At 70.0% G+C, this 15,087-nt stretch carries 14 protein-coding genes; 10 read left to right on the forward strand and 4 right to left on the reverse strand.

The genetic code is table 11. The features are described 5' to 3' along the window. Positions 1-195 precede the first annotated feature (195 nt). Positions 196-1,539 carry an HNH endonuclease gene (locus ACWA14_RS01040; protein WP_463795590.1) on the forward strand — a complete coding sequence of 448 codons (1,344 nt, stop codon included), beginning with the start codon at positions 196-198 and terminating at the stop codon, positions 1,537-1,539. A gap of 58 nt (positions 1,540-1,597) precedes the next feature. On the opposite strand, the gene ACWA14_RS01045 is transcribed toward ACWA14_RS01040, so the two are convergent. Next, positions 1,598-2,356: an SDR family NAD(P)-dependent oxidoreductase gene (locus tag ACWA14_RS01045; RefSeq protein ID WP_463795591.1), complete on the reverse strand. Its 759-nt coding sequence runs from the start codon at positions 2,354-2,356 to the stop codon at positions 1,598-1,600. Positions 2,357-2,360: 4 nt separating this feature from the next. Then, complete coding sequence (locus tag ACWA14_RS01050; protein WP_463797472.1) at positions 2,361-2,654, reverse strand: helix-turn-helix domain-containing protein; 294 nt, start codon at positions 2,652-2,654, stop codon at positions 2,361-2,363. A 57-nt stretch (positions 2,655-2,711) separates the two neighbouring features. Here ACWA14_RS01050 and map point away from each other — a divergent pair, with 57 nt between their 5' ends. Further along, positions 2,712-3,482, forward strand: coding sequence for a type I methionyl aminopeptidase (gene map / locus ACWA14_RS01055; protein WP_463795592.1), 771 nt, complete (start codon positions 2,712-2,714; stop codon positions 3,480-3,482). Positions 3,483-3,521: 39 nt separating this feature from the next. On the opposite strand, the gene ACWA14_RS01060 is transcribed toward map, so the two are convergent. Beyond that, a complete protein-coding gene (locus ACWA14_RS01060; protein ID WP_463795593.1) occupies positions 3,522-5,024 on the reverse strand; it encodes a DUF4127 family protein in 1,503 nt (500 codons plus the stop codon). 16 nt (positions 5,025-5,040) lie between these two features. Next, on the reverse strand, positions 5,041-5,757 hold the full coding sequence (locus ACWA14_RS01065) for a GntR family transcriptional regulator (protein ID WP_463795594.1): 717 nt from the start codon (positions 5,755-5,757) through the stop codon (positions 5,041-5,043). Positions 5,758-5,884: 127 nt separating this feature from the next. On the opposite strand from ACWA14_RS01065, the gene ACWA14_RS01070 reads away from it, so the two are divergent. The 8 genes from ACWA14_RS01070 to ACWA14_RS01105 all read left to right on the forward strand — a co-directional run bounded on the left by ACWA14_RS01070 (position 5,885) and on the right by ACWA14_RS01105 (position 15,077). Continuing rightward, positions 5,885-7,174, forward strand: a complete 1,290-nt coding sequence (locus tag ACWA14_RS01070) for an ABC transporter substrate-binding protein (RefSeq protein ID WP_463795595.1) — start codon at positions 5,885-5,887, stop codon at positions 7,172-7,174. Between the two features lie 10 nt (positions 7,175-7,184). After that, positions 7,185-8,156 carry a carbohydrate ABC transporter permease gene (locus ACWA14_RS01075; protein WP_463795596.1) on the forward strand — a complete coding sequence of 324 codons (972 nt, stop codon included), beginning with the start codon at positions 7,185-7,187 and terminating at the stop codon, positions 8,154-8,156. Continuing rightward, positions 8,143-9,003, forward strand: a complete 861-nt coding sequence (locus ACWA14_RS01080) for a carbohydrate ABC transporter permease (protein ID WP_463795597.1) — start codon at positions 8,143-8,145, stop codon at positions 9,001-9,003. The genes ACWA14_RS01075 and ACWA14_RS01080 overlap by 14 nt, the downstream gene beginning before the upstream one ends. Beyond that, entirely contained in the window at positions 9,000-9,683 is a 684-nt protein-coding gene (locus ACWA14_RS01085; protein ID WP_463795598.1) for an N-acetylmannosamine-6-phosphate 2-epimerase, read from the forward strand. The genes ACWA14_RS01080 and ACWA14_RS01085 overlap by 4 nt, the downstream gene beginning before the upstream one ends. Further along, positions 9,680-10,588 carry an ROK family protein gene (locus tag ACWA14_RS01090; RefSeq protein WP_463795599.1) on the forward strand — a complete coding sequence of 303 codons (909 nt, stop codon included), beginning with the start codon at positions 9,680-9,682 and terminating at the stop codon, positions 10,586-10,588. Before ACWA14_RS01085 ends, ACWA14_RS01090 begins: the two co-directional genes overlap by 4 nt. Before the next feature lie 88 nt (positions 10,589-10,676). Then, complete coding sequence (locus ACWA14_RS01095; RefSeq protein WP_463795600.1) at positions 10,677-11,264, forward strand: PadR family transcriptional regulator; 588 nt, start codon at positions 10,677-10,679, stop codon at positions 11,262-11,264. A 75-nt stretch (positions 11,265-11,339) separates the two neighbouring features. Then, positions 11,340-13,091 (forward strand): ABC1 kinase family protein, encoded by a 1,752-nt coding sequence (locus ACWA14_RS01100; RefSeq protein WP_463795601.1) that lies wholly within the window; start codon positions 11,340-11,342, stop codon positions 13,089-13,091. Between the two features lie 48 nt (positions 13,092-13,139). Further along, complete coding sequence (locus tag ACWA14_RS01105) at positions 13,140-15,077, forward strand: BCCT family transporter (RefSeq protein WP_463795602.1); 1,938 nt, start codon at positions 13,140-13,142, stop codon at positions 15,075-15,077. Positions 15,078-15,087 lie beyond the last annotated feature (10 nt).

The raw sequence follows: 15,087 nt of genomic DNA on the forward strand, positions 1-15,087 counted from the left end.
TAGGCGCGGCGGGTGAACGCAGGGGCGCGTGCGGGTGAACGGTTGGGGCTCTCGAGGAGCGTGCGCGGGAGTGGTGCGGGGCGTGGGTGCGCGGGGCCGGGGTTGGGCGAGTGCGGGCCCGGGAGGATATCGATATGCCGATATGTGGTTCGAACAAAGCTTCGAATGTCGAAGTCTGCCGCGATAAAATGAGGCATGTCCACACTCAGCGGAATTCACGAGGCGATCACTCGCCTCGATGCGGTGTGGGCGGATGCCGGTGCGGCCGGCGACCTCTCACGGGAGCAGCTCGTCGCGGTCAACGACGCGATCGGTCTTCTGCAGCGGCGACTGAGCGGCGTGCATGCCGACGTGGCGGCGACGATCGCGCGGGAGTCCCGGCCGGAGCTCGGCTCCGAGGGGCTGGCGCGTCAACACGGGTCACGAACGGCCGCGAAGCTCATCGCGGGGTCGACGGGGATGTCGACGGGAGATGCCGCGCGGCTCGTGACGGTGGGGGAGGCGACGGCGCCGCGATGGGACCTCCTGGGGGTGCGGCTTCCGGCCCGGTACCCGGTCATCGGCGAGGCGCTCTCGTCCGGCGCGATCGGGGTGCCCGCGGCGGCGCTGATCGTCGCGCTGCTCGAGCGCTGTCGTGTGGCGGCGGGGGCGGAGCGCACCGCCGAGGCGGAGCGACTGCTGGTCGCGCACGCCGAGGGGCTGTCGCTGGATGATCTGCGCAAGATCCTCGCGCGGGCCGAGGCGTGGTTGGACCCCGACGGCATCGAGCCGCGCGACGACGAGCGCCGGGGCGCGAGGTCGCTGACGCTGTTCGAGCGCGACGGCATGGTGCACCTGAACGCGCGGCTCGACCCCGAGACCGCGGCCCCGATCGTCGCGGCGATCCGGGGATTCGTACGGTCGGCGTTCGCGGCGCGCGTCGATGCTCCCGAGCCGGATGCCCCCGATGCCGACCGGCGCACCGTCCCGATGATCCAGGCCGATGCGCTCGCGGTGTTCTGCGCGCACGTGCTGGGGTGCGAGGCGCGGCGCGTGCCGCTCGCCGGCGCGACCGTCGTCGTGCGCGTCGACCTCGACGATCTGCAGTCCGGAGCTGGATCGGCGACGATCGACGGTCTCGACCAGCCGGTCAGCGTCGGGGCGGCCCGGCGGATGGCCGCCGGGGGCGGGGTGATCCCGTGCGTGCTCGGCGGCGAGAGCGAGATCCTCGACTGGGGGCGCGAGAAGCGGCTGTTCACGCGGGCGCAACGCCTGGCGCTCGTCGAACGCGATGGCGGATGCGCGATGTGCGGACTTCCTCCCGAGATGACCAAAGCGCATCACATCCGCTGGTGGAAAAGGGATCACGGACCGACCGATCTGTCGAACGGCGTGCTCCTCTGCGAGACGTGTCACCACCGCATCCACGACAACGACTGGCAGATCCGCATCGACGGCGGCGGCACCGGAGCGCGCGTGTGGTTCATCCCTCCCCGCTGCGTCGACCCCGCGGGAACGCCGAGACTCGGGGGCCGCGCGCGATTCGACATCGCGGCATGAGCGCGTGTGGTGTGAGTGGGGGTGGCGTGAGTGGGGGTGTGAGGTGAGCGGGGGTGGGTCAGCGGAAGTACGAGGCGCCGTTGAGATCGAGCACCGTGCCCGACGCCCACACGGCGCCGGGGGAGGTGAGGTAGGCGACGGCATCCGCCACTTCCTCCGGGGTGCCGACACGACCGAACGGGCTCTGGTTCTTGATGCGCTCGCCGGAGTCGCCCTCGAGCTTCGCGGCCTGGCGGTCGGTCGAGATCATGCCCGGCGCGATCGACGAGACCGCGATGTCATGCGGTGCCAGGGCCAGTGCCATCGACTGCCCGAAGGCCTGCAGCCCCGCCTTCGTGGCGGCGTAGGCGGGGTGATCGGGCTCTCCGCGGTAGGCCCCGCGCGAGCCGATGTTCACGATCGATCCGCCCGCTCCGCGCTCGATCAGGTGCTGGGCGAACAGCAGCGTCACGATCGACGTGCCCAGCAGATTGACCTGCAGCATCGGCATCCAGGCGTCCTGCCACTGGGCCAGGGGTGTCGATGCGGGCGGATGGGCGTTGTCCGCATTCGGGGCGACCGCCGCGTTGTTCACCAGGATGTCGAGGGTGCCCAGGGCGGCCGCGGCCTCCTCGACCACGCTCTGCGCGCCCGCGGCGGAGCGAATGTCTCCGCCGACGATCGCGTGGCTGTCGCCGTCCAGCGACGCCAGGGTCTGCGCGGCTGCCGCCCGGTCGCTGCCGTAGTGCACCACGACCCGATCCCCGCGACGGGCGAGGGTCTGCGCGATGGCACGACCGATGCCGCGCGAGCTTCCGGTGACGAGGGCGTGGGCCATGGGGCTACGACGCGACCCGTGCGCGACCCGGCTCGTGCGAGCCCACGGGCTCGATCGCGGGTTCGATCTCGGCCCACACGGCGTCCAGCGAGATCTCGAGCACCGCCGCGATCGCCGCGATCGTCGAGAAGGCCGGGGTGGCGACGCGGCCCGACTCGATCTTGCGCAGGGTCTCGGGCGAGACGCCGGCATCGAGAGCGACGGCGAGCATCGACCGTTCGCCGCGCACCCGCCGCAGCAGAGCACCCAGGCGCTCGCCGCGTTCGACCTCGGCGGGAGTGTGCGGCAGGCGGACCATCATGACGCCCATACTAATCCCGGGATAGTATTACCGGGATAGTTATTGGAGCACATCATGATCGAGATCCTGACCCCCGACGAGCTCACCCGGGCCCGCGACGCCGGAGCCCTCGTGGGCGGCATCCTGCACGACCTGCGCGAGCGCGTCACGGTCGGCACGAACCTGCTCGACATCGATCGGTGGGCGCAGCAGATGATCGTGGATGCCGGCGCCGAGTCCTGCTATGTCGACTACGCGCCCTCGTTCGGACGAGGGCCCTTCGGTCACTACATCTGCACCGCCGTGAACGACGCCGTGCTGCACGGCCTCCCGCACGACTACGCGCTCGCCGACGGCGACCTGCTCACGCTCGACCTCGCCGTCTCGCTGCGCGGGATCGCGGCCGACTCGGCGATCAGCTTCATCGTGGGCGAGACGCGCGCCCCCGAAGACGTGGCGCTGATCGACAGCACCGAGCGTGCGCTCGCCGCCGCGATCGCCGCCGTCCGTCCGGGCGCCCGCATCGGCGACCTGTCGCGCGCGATCGGCACCGTGCTGCGCGCCGACGGCTACCAGGTCAACCTCGAGTTCGGCGGCCACGGCATCGGATCGACCATGCATCAGGACCCGCACGTCGCCAACGACGGACGCCCCGGCCGCGGCTACATCCTGCGCCCCGGACTGCTGCTCGCGCTCGAGCCATGGGTCATGGCCGACACCAAGGAGCTCGTGACCGACGACGACGGCTGGACGCTGCGCAGCGCGACCGGATGCCGCACGGCGCACAGCGAGCACACGGTCGCCGTCACCGAGACCGGGGCCGAGATCCTGACGCTGCCCCGCTGAGCGAGCATCCGGGGGTGCGGGAGGGGCGCCGCGTCCGGATCAGGACAGGACGAGTCCGATCTCGAACGACCGCCGCCACGGCAGGGTGACCTCCTCGATGCGGATGCCGTCGGCGGGGAGCATGCCCTCGAGCAGGCTCGAGAGCTCCCCGTGGATCGCCGCTTCGGCCGCCGAGACCCGGCCGTCATCGTGCATCGGGTAGATGTCGGGGAACAGCGACGGGCCGCTGTCCGTGCGCACGACCGCCTGGTAGGCGAAATCGTCGAGCAGACGGGTCAGCAGGGCGATGCGCGACGCACGGGCATCGAACGTGCCGACCGCGCGACCCGCGACTCCCGCGGCCGCGACGGCGACGACGCTGCCCAGCGTGTTCCCGGCGGTGTTCCACCCGCCGAACGACTCCAGGCGGCCGAGCAGATCGGCGTCGGCGAGCGCGCGCACGAGCGCCTCATCCGCCCCGTTGGGGTAGCGCACATCGGCCAGGGCCACGCGCTCGCCGACATCCAGGCGATCGCGCACGAGAGAGACCGTCCCCCGGACGGCATCGAGATCAGCGGTCTCGGGTCGCCCGCGGAACATGTCGTGTCGCTCGGGATCCGGCGCGTGGAGCACCAGTGTCACATCGCCGCCGGTGGGCACCTCGGTCGCCCCGGCCGCGCGGATCTGCCGGCTCGCCGACGCCGCGAGCGACATGTTCTCGTACGGAGGGATCCGGGTCATGCCGTCCTCATCGGCGCACGCCACCGAGAACGACGCCGTCGCGCCGGTGATCGCCGCCACGGCCCGAGCGACGAGCGCGGCGCCCACCTCGTCCGCCCCGGGGTACATGAGCACGGTGCGGCCGGTGGGGAGCATCCGCATCCAGTGGCGCAGCCACACCTGTTCGGCGCTGCCCGCGGCATAGGGGGCGGTGTCGTCGGCGGTGATGGCGAGGAAGTCGAGCGTGCCGTCTTCCACGAGTCCGAGGGTGGAGAGATTCGCGATGTGATTGCGCAGCCGCCGGCTCGAGTAGTCCGCCACGATCTCGGCCGGCACCGGGGTGAGCTCCGACAGTACGACGATGTCGCCGTCGCCGAGTCGGCGGTGCGCGTCGCCGCCGAGTGCGTGGATCTCCTTGCCGTGCGCCGTCCAGTACTCCGGCTCCTCCGCCGCCGAGTAGGAGTTGCTGGCGCGCGTCACCAGTGACACGGCGGAGATGGGCAGCTCCGGACGGCGGCGACGGATCTCGCGGAGCAGGTCCAGCCGCTCCAGGACCGCGCGCGTGGTGTCGCCGCTCGTACGGCTCGCGATCAGACCGCCGTAGAGCAGCATGTCGACCGAGACCACCAGGTGCGCGGTCGCCGGATCGGTGGCCCGCTCGAGGAGCCATGCGCCGAGCGCGGCCGTGTCGCCTGCGTCGCGGTAGGCGGGCAGCATCGTGGCGGGAGGGACGTCGAGGGTCACGCCTGCCACGGCGGCGACATCGCCGGGGAGGCGCACGTTCACCGGGCGATCGTCGAGGGGGAGCAGCGCGATACGGGGACGGTCGGGGGATGCGGACACGGCGGTCGGCCTTTCGTCAGGGGCGGGAGATGGAGACGAGGTAGGAGTAGCGGTCGCCCCGATACACCGATTCGGCGTATTCGATGGGCCTGCTGCGGGCGTCGTACGTGGTGCGCTTCACCAGGAACGCCGGAGAGAAGGGGGGAGTCTGCAGCGCCGCGGCCTGCTCCTCATCCAGCACCACGGCGTGGATCTCCTGATCCGCACGCACGGCGGAGATGCCGAACCGCGTGCGGAGATCGTCGTAGAGCGAGTCGCCGACGATGCCGTCCTCGAGCCCGGGAACGGCGTCGGCGGAGATCGCGCAGACCTCGAGGCAGATCGGCACGTCGTCGGCGGTGCGCACGCGTCGGATGCGCACGACCGGCGAACGCGGGCTGAGGTCGAGCGCATACCCCGCGGTCTGCCCGGCTGCAGCGGTGGTCACGTCGACGGACAGGGATCCCGGGCGCATGTTCCGCAGCTGCATGTCCTCGGAGAAGGACGTCAACTCGAACGTCTTGCTGATGCGCGACGCGCTGACGAACGTCCCGGCGCCCTGCAACCGGTACACCAGACCGTCGCGCTCCAGTTCGTCGAGCGCGCGGCGCACGGTCTGCCGATTCACCTCGAGTGAGTCCGCGAGGACCCGCTCGGTGGGCAGCTTCTCATGGGGCGCGAGACCCTGGCGGATCACGTCCTCCAGGTGTCTCCGCACCTTCTCATGCTTCGTCACGCCTTCGATCGACGACATTGCACCACCCCCATTTGGACTAACCCAATCTTGACGACTGGCTCTTCCTGTGTCAATGTCTGTTCTCAGCGGTTCCGAATTGGTCTATTCCAATCCTATGCAGGTCAATGATGAGCGGAGAACTCCTATGCAGGTGAAGCTGAACACGCGGCGCCGGGTCATGACGATCGGTGCACTGATCACGGCGGGCGCCCTCGCCCTGAGCGGATGCGCGGGAGGCGGCGGAGACGCCGGCGGCCCGACCGAGATCACCTTCTCGTATCTCTGGGGCGGCGAGGAGGCCAAGGCGCTGGAGGAGATCATCGCCGACTTCAACGCCAGCCAGGACGACATCGTGGTCACCGGCGTCTCGAGCCCCGACACCCAGAAGCAGCTGACGTCGATGTCGTCGTCGAACGGCTCCTTCGACATCTCGGACAACTTCGGCAACACGGTGGGAGCCTGGGCGTCGAAGGGGATCCTCGCTCCGCTCGACGAGGCGATCGCGGCGGAGGGCATCGACGTGGATGACTTCGTCCCGAGCGCGATGGAGCAGATGACCTACGACGATCAGATCTACTCCCTCCCGATCGCCATCCACAGCTTCCAGCTGCTCTACAACAAGACCCTCCTCGACGAGGCCGGCATCACCCCGCCGACCACGATGGACGAGCTCGCCGCCGCGATCGAGAAGCTGACGGTCACGGACGACTCCGGCCGGATCACGCAGCTCGGGCTGGGCTCCGCGAACGACAGCACGACCCTCACCACCCTCGGGTACGCGTTCGGCGGGAGCTGGGACGGCTCGGACGGGCCCACCCCGGCGGAATCCGGGAACCTCGAGGCGCTCCAGTGGTACCAGGACAACGTCGTCGAGCCGGTCGGCGCCGAGGCCATGGCGACCTTCGTCTCCGGGCAGGGGGAGTACCTGTCGGCGCAGGACCCGTTCTTCAGCGGCAAGGTCGCGATGATCATCGACGGCGAGTGGCGCTCGGCGAGCGCCGCGAAGATCGCGCCCGACTTCGAATGGGGCGTCACCGCGATCCCCGCCGCCTCGCCCGAACTCGAGAACAGCACCCAGGTCACCGCCAGCACGCTGTTCATCCCGGCGAACTCGAAGCACAAGGAGGAGGCAGCCACGTTCCTGGCGTACCTCGTCAGCCCCGAGCCCATGGAGAAGTTCGCCGTCGCCCTCGGAAACCTCGCCGGGCGCACATCGCTCGCCGACAGCGCCGCGTTCGACGACCTCCAGGACTTCGACGTGTGGGCCGCCGCGGCATCCTCCCCCAACGCCCAGTCGCTGGCGAGCCGGCCCTACAGCGCCGAGTACGCCACCGACCTCGCGACCGCCTTCGACGAGGTCGTGCGCCTCACCTCGACCCCCGAGGACGCCCTCGCCACGGTCGAGGACCGCATGGCCTCCTACTCCTCGAAGTGAGCGGCACTCCGTGACGATCGCTCCCGCATCCCGGACCCGGCGGAACTCCGTTTCCGCCGGGCCCGGCCCCCGTCCGCCGCGCCGGCGACGTCGGCGTCGGTCCACGCTGATCGGCCTCGCCTTCGCGGCGCCGTTCATCGTGGGATTCCTCTTCCTGTTCGCCTACCCGATCGCCGCGTCGGCGTACTACAGCTTCACGGACTTCAACCTGTTCCAGGCTCCGGAGTGGGTGGGCCTCGACAACTACGCCCAGATGCTGGCCGACGGCGTCTTCTGGAAGTCCCTCGCCAACACCGCGATCCTCACCGTCTTCGGCGTCCCACTCGCGATCGGCATCGCCCTCGCGGGCGCACATCTGCTCAACACCCCGGTGCGGGGTCAGCCGCTGTACCGCGCCCTGGTCTACCTGCCCTCGATCGTCCCCGTCGTCGTCGGCGGATACCTCTGGCGGTGGCTGCTGAACGCGCAGTACGGGTTCATCAACCATTTCCTGTCCCTGTTCGGCGTCGAAGGGCCGGCGTGGCTCCAGCAGCCGGAGTGGACCAAACCCGCCATCATCATGATGTCGATGTGGACCGTGGGCGGCACGATGATCATCTATCTCGCCGCGCTGCAGGAAGTGCCCAAGGAGCTCTACGAAGCGGCCGAGCTCGACGGCGCGGGCGCGTGGCGGCGCTTCACGAACGTCACCTGGCCGACCGTGTCGCCGGTCACCCTGTTCCAGGTCATCGTCAGCATCATCGGGTTCCTGCAGATCTTCACCCAGCCGTACATCCTCTCGCAGGAGCGGCTCAATCAGGCGGGGTCCGGCCCGGGCCAATCGATGCTGTCGTACGCGATGTACCTCTACCAGAACGCCTTCGTGTTCCTGAAGATGGGCTACGCCTCGGCCATGGCGTGGACGCTGTTCCTCGTCACACTCCTCGTGAGCCTGATCGTGCTCGCGACCTCCCGGAAGTGGGTCCACGATGGCGCACGCTGACACCCTCGTCCGCCGTCCCCGGCGGACCCGCCGTTCCCTCCGCCGGCTCCGCCAGCAGATCTCCGTCGCCCTGCTGGCGCTGCTGTTCCTGTTCCCCCTGCTGGTGATGCTCTCGACGGCGTTCAAGACGCCGGGCGACGTGTTCTCCTCCCCGCCGACGCTGCTGCCGAGCGAGTGGACGACGGGCAACTTCGCCGAGGCGTTCGAGCAGATCCCGGTCTGGCGCTATCTCGCCAACACGCTGTTCGTGTCCGGCATGAGCATCCTCGGCACGGTCATCTCCTGTCCGTTGGTGGCCTATGCCCTGGCGAAGGTGCGGTGGCGAGGATCACGGCCGCTGCTCATCCTGGTGCTCGCCACCATGATGCTCCCGCCGCAGGTGACCCTCATCCCGTTGTTCCTGGTGTGGAACGGCCTGGAGGCGACGAACACCTATCTGCCGCTGATCGTGCCGGCGTTCCTGGGAACGCCGTTCTTCATCTTCATGATCCGACAGTTCCTGCTCGCCGTCCCCGACGAGCTCATCGAAGCGGCTCGGCTCGACGGCGCATCGGAATTCCGCACCTACGCCACGATCGTGCTCCCGCTCGCGCGGCCCGCGATCGTGACCGCGGCGATCTTCCAGTTCGTCTGGGCGTGGACCGATTTCCTCAATCCGCTCATCTACCTCAATGACGAATCGACCTACACGCTGTCGATCGGTTTGTACGCCTTCTTCGGCGAGAACGACGTCGCCTGGGGTCCGCTCATGGCCGCCTGCGTCATGTTCACCCTCCCGGCCGTGGCGATCTTCCTCCTCGGTCAGAAGTTCTTCATCGGCGGCGCGAGTGCAGGAGCCCTCAAATGATCCATGACCCCCTTCCCCTTCTCGCCGGGCGTCTCATCGCCTCGGTGCAGGCCGCGGAGGGCAGCCCGGTCCGGGAGGAGAGCGTCATCGCCGCCCTGGCGGAGTCGGCCCTCGCGGGGGGAGCCGGCGGGCTGCGCCTGAACGGGCCCGGCGACATCCGCCGACTGCGGCCCGCGACCGCGCTGCCGATCATCGGCCTGCACAAGGTGCACAACGGCATCCGCAACGTCATCACTCCCGACGAGCGTCTCGCGGTGGGGCTCGCCGAGGCGGGCGCCGACGTCATCGCCGTGGATGCCACCGCCGAGCTGTGGGGAACCGACTTCGCTCTGCTGGCCCGGATCGCCGCGGCGACCGGGAGACCGGTCATGGCCGACGTCTCGACGTTCGAGGAGGGGATGCGCGCCTGGGAGTCGGGCGCTGCCGTGGTCGGCACGACGCTCTCCGGCTACACCCCGCATTCGGAGCGCAGCGAGGGGCCGGATCTGCGCCTGGTCGCCGCGCTCGCCGAAGCCGGAGTGCCGACGATCGCGGAAGGGCGCTATCAGACGCCCGCGCAGGTGCGCGCCGCGTTCGACGCGGGTGCGCTCGCCGTGGTGGTCGGAGGTGCGATCACGGATCCCATCGCGCTGACCCGGCGATTCGTCGCGGCCATCCCGTCGACGGCCCTGTCATCATGATCATCGGCGTCGACATCGGCGGCACCAAGACCGCCGTCGCCGGCTTCCCTCGTGCCGGTGCGCGCGGTGAGAGGCTGACCGAGGTCTCCACGATCCCGACCCCCAGCCGCGCGGGGGGAGACGCGATCGTCGCCGCCGTGGTCCGGACCATGCGCGCCGTCGGGGGATCGGCGATCGAGGCGATCGGGGTCGGCACCGCGGGCGTGGTCGACGCGGACGGCGCGATCGCGTCCGCCACCGACGCGATCACCGGATGGGTGGGTTTCCCCCTGCAGGCGAGGCTGGAAGAAGCGATCGGCGTGCCGGTCCGTGTGGTCAACGACGTGCATGCCGCGGCGGTGGCGGAAGCGGCGGTGGGCGCCGGTCGAGAGGGCGGGAGCGTGCTCATGGCCGCGGTCGGCACGGGGATCGGCGGCGCGGTCGTGCTTCCCGACGGACTGCGTCGTGGTGAGAGCGGCACGGCGGGATCGATCGGACACCTCGAGATCTCCCTGCCGCCGGAGCTCGCTGTGCGGCGCTGTCCGTGCGGAGGTGTCGGACACCTGGAGGCCGTGGCGTCGGGTCCGGGACTCGAGCGCACGTACGCCGAGCGCAGCGGCGCGTTCCTTCCCCTCCGGGACGTGGTGACGGCGGCGTCTCGCGGCGACCGGCTGGCCGCGACCGTCATCCGAGACGGGGCGCGCTATCTCGGGCGGGCGCTGGCCGGCGCGAACGCGCTGCTGGATGCGGACATCCTCGTCGTCGGCGGCGGCGTGGCGCAGATCGGCGACAGCTACCTGTCGGAGGTGCGGAGCTCCTATCTCGCGGCCGCCATGCCCGGGCCCGCGGCGGCGCGGATCGAGCCCGCGCATCTCGGCATCGATGCGGCGATCACCGGGGCGGCGCTGCTCGCCCCCTCGCGCTGAACCCGAACCGAGAGCCCGCGGATTCCCACCCCACGCACAGGTGAACGATATATCGTTTACTATCGCTCACGATCACTGGGAGGTCATCATGAACAACGCATTCCCCTCGAACCCGTTCGGCGGATCCGGCTTCGGCGCAGGCCCCGGCGGCCCCGCTTCCGCCATCTTCGACGCCATGGAGCAGCTCCGCAAGAGCTTCGAATCGCGCCCCTCCGGCGGCTCCCGCATGGCCCGCGGCGACGTCCGCGCCTCCGTGCTCTCGCTGCTCGCCGAGAAGCCCATGCACGGCTACCAGATCATCAACGAGATCGCCGAGCGCAGCGGCGGCTCCTGGAAGCCCAGCGCGGGATCGGTCTACCCGACCCTGCAGCTGCTCGCCGACGAAGGCCTCATCTCGGCCGAGGAGCACGGCGGTCGCAAGACCTACTCGCTCACCGAGGCCGGTCGTGCCGTCGCGCACGAGACGTCCGAGGCACCCGCCCCGTGGGAGTCGTCCGCGAGCAAGGACGGGCACCGCTCCGACCCGCGATTCACCGCCCTCCCGAAGGCCGGCGTCGACCTCGCCGCCGCCGCCGCACAGGTCGGGCGCAGCGGCTCGCACGAGCAGGTGCAGAGCGCCATCGAGATCCTCGACGACGCGCGCCGTAAGCTCTACACGATCCTCGCTCAGGACTGATCGGGTGGGGGACGGACTGGGGCGCCGCATCACCGGCGTCCCGGAACGGACGAGCCCGCGCGAGGGGAACCCCACATGACGGATGCTGCGCCGCAGGGCGTCCACCGCGCCCGCTATCGCCGCATCGTGTCGTTCGCGGCACGCGAGTTCTTCCTGGTGTGGTGGTTCGACCTGGTCCTGCCCCGCTTCGGGATGACCGCGTCGTCCGAGCGCAGCAGGCCGCGTCGGATGCAGAAGTTCGCGCGTCGGTTCCATGTGCTCGCGGTCGATCTCGGCGGCCTGATGATCAAGGTCGGCCAGTTCATGTCATCACGTCTCGACGTGCTGCCGCCCGAGATCACCTCGGAACTGGAGGGGCTCCAGGACGAGGTCCCCGCCGTGCCCTTCGATGCCCTGCGGGTCGTCGCCGAGGCCGAGCTGGGCATGCCGCTCAGCCGCGCCTACGCGTGGTTCGACGAGAACCCGGTGGCCGCGGCATCCCTCGGCCAGGCGCACCGCGCCCGACTGTCCGAGGCCGATGCCGCCGACACGGGACTCGACGGCATCATCGTGAAGGTGCAGCGCCCCGGCATCGATGAGATCGTCGCGGTCGACCTCGCGGCACTCCGCCGCGTGGCCCGCTGGGCGATGCGCGTCCGCCTGGTCTCCGACCGGGTCGACGCCCCCGCACTGGTCGAGGAGTTCGCCCAGACGAGCCTCGAGGAGATCGACTACCTCCACGAGGCCGCCAGCGCCGAGCGCTTCCGCGAGAACTTCGCCGACGACCCCCGCGTGAGCACGCCCGAGATCGTCTGGGAACGATCGACGAGACGGGTGCTCACGCTCTCGGACGTCACGGCCATCAAGATCAACGACATCGACGCCCTGCGCGCCGCCGGCATCGACCCCGCCGCCGTGGCCGAGGTGTTCGCCGAGGTCATGTTCGACCAGGTGTTCACGCACAGCTTCGTGCACGCCGATCCGCACCCCGGCAACATCTTCGTGACGCCCGTGCCCGCCGCACCCGACCGCGCGGACGCGCCGGACGACGCCGACGCGGCATCCGGGGCGACGACGGTCCCGGAGCGCAACTTCCGGCTCACCTTCATCGACTTCGGCATGATGGCCGAGGTGCCCGCCAACCTCCGCGCCGGGCTCCGCACCCTCCTGATCGCCGTCGCAGGCCGCGACAGTCGCGGGCTGGTCACCGCGGCCAAGGAGATCGGCGTGCTGCTGCCCTCCGCCGACACGGCAGAACTCGAGCGCGCGCTCGCGGCGCTGTTCGACCGCTTCGGCGGCATGGGGTTCGCCGAGCTGGCCACCGTCGACCCGCGCGAGTTCCGCGACTTCGCGAACGAGTTCGGCGACATGGTGCGCTCCCTCCCGCTGCAGCTGCCCGAAGACATGCTGTTGCTGATCCGCGCGGTCTCCCTGACCTCGGGCATGTGCAGCAGCCTCGACCCCTCGTTCAACGTCTGGGATGCCGCCGAGCCCTACGCGGGCCGGCTGCTGCGCGAGGAGTCCGGCAACCTGGTGCAGGACGTGGCGCAACAGGCCATGGCGACGGCATCCGTCACGATGCGCCTCCCGAAGCGGATCGACGACATCATCACGCGCGTCGACGACGGCAACGTGACCTTCGACACCTCCCGCCTCGAGCGCCGCCTCGACCGGCTCGAGGGCATCGCCCGTCGCATCGGCTCGGGCGTGCTCTTCGCCGCGATGCTCGTCGGCGGCGCCCTGCTCGTCCCGACGATCCCGCCGCTCGGCATCACGCTCATCTGCGTCTCGGGTCTCCCGCTGCTGCACTCCGTGTTCGCCGGCATCGGTCGTCGCGGGCCGCGCTGACGCCCGCGGAGAGGGCTGCACTCGCGTCGCGTGGGACAATTGCTTCTCATGGACACTCCCGACGAGAAGCCCACCCCGCGCGCCGAGCAGACCCACACGGGCGCGGGCATCGTTCCGACCGCGAAGAAGATCGTCCGAGACATCGCCGCGGTGCCGCCGCGCAGCGTGCATCCGGCGCTCGTCCCCGGGGTCTCGGTCGAGGAGACCGGACGCACTTACCGCACCGACAAGCTCGTCTTCGGCGTCGCCCTGACGCTGGTCGTGGCGTTCATCGCCTGGGGCGTCTTCGCCGGCGACAACATGTCGGGCACGACGTCCACGGTGCTCGCCTGGGTCGTGGAGTTCTTCGGCTTCTTCTTCACCACGATCGCCACCGTCATCCTGGTCTTCATGCTGTTCATCGGCTTCAGCCGGTACGGGCGCATCCCCCTCGGGCGCGACGATGAAGAGCCCGAGTTCTCGATGTTCTCGTGGATCTCGATGCTGTTCGCCGCCGGCATGGGCATCGGTCTGGTGTTCTGGGGCGCTGCCGAGCCGCTGACGTTCTTCGAGAGCCCGCCGCCCGGCACCGTGCAGGCCGACACCCTCGAGGCCATGCACACCGCGCAGGCGCAGGTGCTGTACCACTGGGGTCCGCAGGCGTGGGCGTTCTACGCACTCGTCGGCGGCGCGATCGCCTACGGCGCCTTCCGCCGCGGCCGCACGCCACTGATCTCCTCGATCTTCGCGCCGCTGCTCGGCGAGAAGGGCACGACCGGCCCGCTCGGCCGCACGATCGACGTCTTCTCCATCATCGTCACGCTGTTCGGCACGGCCGCATCGCTCGGCCTCGGAGCGCTCCAGATCGGGCACGGCGTCGAGATCGTCAGCGGGATCGGCGAGCTCGGCAACGGCGTGCTGATCGCGGTCATCGCGCTGCTGACCGCCTGCTTCATCGCGTCCGCCGTCTCGGGTGTCTCGAAGGGCATCCGCGCCCTGTCGAACATCAACGCCGTCGCGGCTCTCGTGCTGGCGTTCTTCGTCTTCTTCGTCGGACCCACGCTGCTGATCCTGAACGTGATCCCTTCGGTCGCGGTGCAGTTCTTCGGCGACCTGCCCGAGATGGTCGCCCGCTCCGCCTCGCAGGGCGACGAGGCGCAGATGTTCCTGTCGAGCTGGACCATCTTCTACTGGGCGTGGTGGATCTCCTGGTCGCCGTTCGTCGGCATGTTCATCGCCAAGATCTCCCGCGGGCGCACGCTCCGCCAGTTCGTGTCGGTGGTCATCCTGGTCCCCTCCGCGATCTCGCTCGTCTGGTTCGCGATCTTCGGCACCACGGCGATCCAGCAGCAGATGGACGGCGCCGGTCTCGTCGTCGACCCGCCGGAGGAAGTGCTGTTCGGCGTGCTGGAGAACCTCCCGTTCCCGCTGCTGACGAGCATCCTGCTCATCCTGCTCATCTCGATCTTCTTCATCACGGGTGCCGACTCCTCGTCGCTCGTGATGGGCACGCTCTCGCAACAGGGGCGCCCGGAGCCGTCGCGCTGGGTCACGATCGTCTGGGGTTCCCTCGTCGGCGTCATCGCCGCCGTGCTGCTGGTGTCGGGCGAGGAGGGGAGCGGACTGCGGTCGCTGCAGAACGTGACCATCATCGCGGCGTTGCCGTTCGCGGTGATCATGGCGTTCATGATGGTCGCGTTCATGAAGGACCTGCGGCGCGACCCGATGATCCTGCGTGAGCAGTACGCCCGCGCGGCCGTGCGGCACAGCGTCATGGCCGGCCTCGAGGAGTACGGCGACGACTTCGCCCTCGTCCCCGTCGAGTACGACCACTCGGAGGACGACCTCGCCTGGATCGACGAGGAGGCGATCGACGACAGCCTCGCCGAGGTCTACGAAGCCGCGACCGAGGCGATCGACATCATCCCCGGGGAGGGCGCGGACACGGATGCCGCCGCAGACACGGGTGCCGGTACCACGGGACCGACGCGCCCTGACCCCGCCTGATCAGGACCCG

The sequence above is a fragment of the Microbacterium sp. TW_SC_2 genome (assembly GCF_055361165.1).

Excerpts from the sequence above, each read along its gene's own strand:
- ACWA14_RS01095 (WP_463795600.1), top strand. The coding sequence starts at position 10,677 with ATGAACAACGCATTCCCCTCGAACCCGTTCGGCGGATCCGGCTTCGGC.
- ACWA14_RS01070 (WP_463795595.1), top strand. The coding sequence starts at position 5,885 with ATGCAGGTGAAGCTGAACACGCGGCGCCGGGTCATGACGATCGGTGCA.
- ACWA14_RS01080 (WP_463795597.1), top strand. The coding sequence starts at position 8,143 with ATGGCGCACGCTGACACCCTCGTCCGCCGTCCCCGGCGGACCCGCCGT.
- map (WP_463795592.1), top strand. The coding sequence starts at position 2,712 with ATGATCGAGATCCTGACCCCCGACGAGCTCACCCGGGCCCGCGACGCC.
- ACWA14_RS01040 (WP_463795590.1), top strand. The coding sequence starts at position 196 with ATGTCCACACTCAGCGGAATTCACGAGGCGATCACTCGCCTCGATGCG.
- ACWA14_RS01045 (WP_463795591.1), bottom strand. The coding sequence starts at position 2,356 with ATGGCCCACGCCCTCGTCACCGGAAGCTCGCGCGGCATCGGTCGTGCC.
- ACWA14_RS01100 (WP_463795601.1), top strand. The coding sequence starts at position 11,340 with ATGACGGATGCTGCGCCGCAGGGCGTCCACCGCGCCCGCTATCGCCGC.
- ACWA14_RS01090 (WP_463795599.1), top strand. The coding sequence starts at position 9,680 with ATGATCATCGGCGTCGACATCGGCGGCACCAAGACCGCCGTCGCCGGC.
- ACWA14_RS01065 (WP_463795594.1), bottom strand. The coding sequence starts at position 5,757 with ATGTCGTCGATCGAAGGCGTGACGAAGCATGAGAAGGTGCGGAGACAC.
- ACWA14_RS01085 (WP_463795598.1), top strand. The coding sequence starts at position 9,000 with ATGATCCATGACCCCCTTCCCCTTCTCGCCGGGCGTCTCATCGCCTCG.
- ACWA14_RS01105 (WP_463795602.1), top strand. The coding sequence starts at position 13,140 with ATGGACACTCCCGACGAGAAGCCCACCCCGCGCGCCGAGCAGACCCAC.
- ACWA14_RS01050 (WP_463797472.1), bottom strand. The coding sequence starts at position 2,654 with ATGGTCCGCCTGCCGCACACTCCCGCCGAGGTCGAACGCGGCGAGCGC.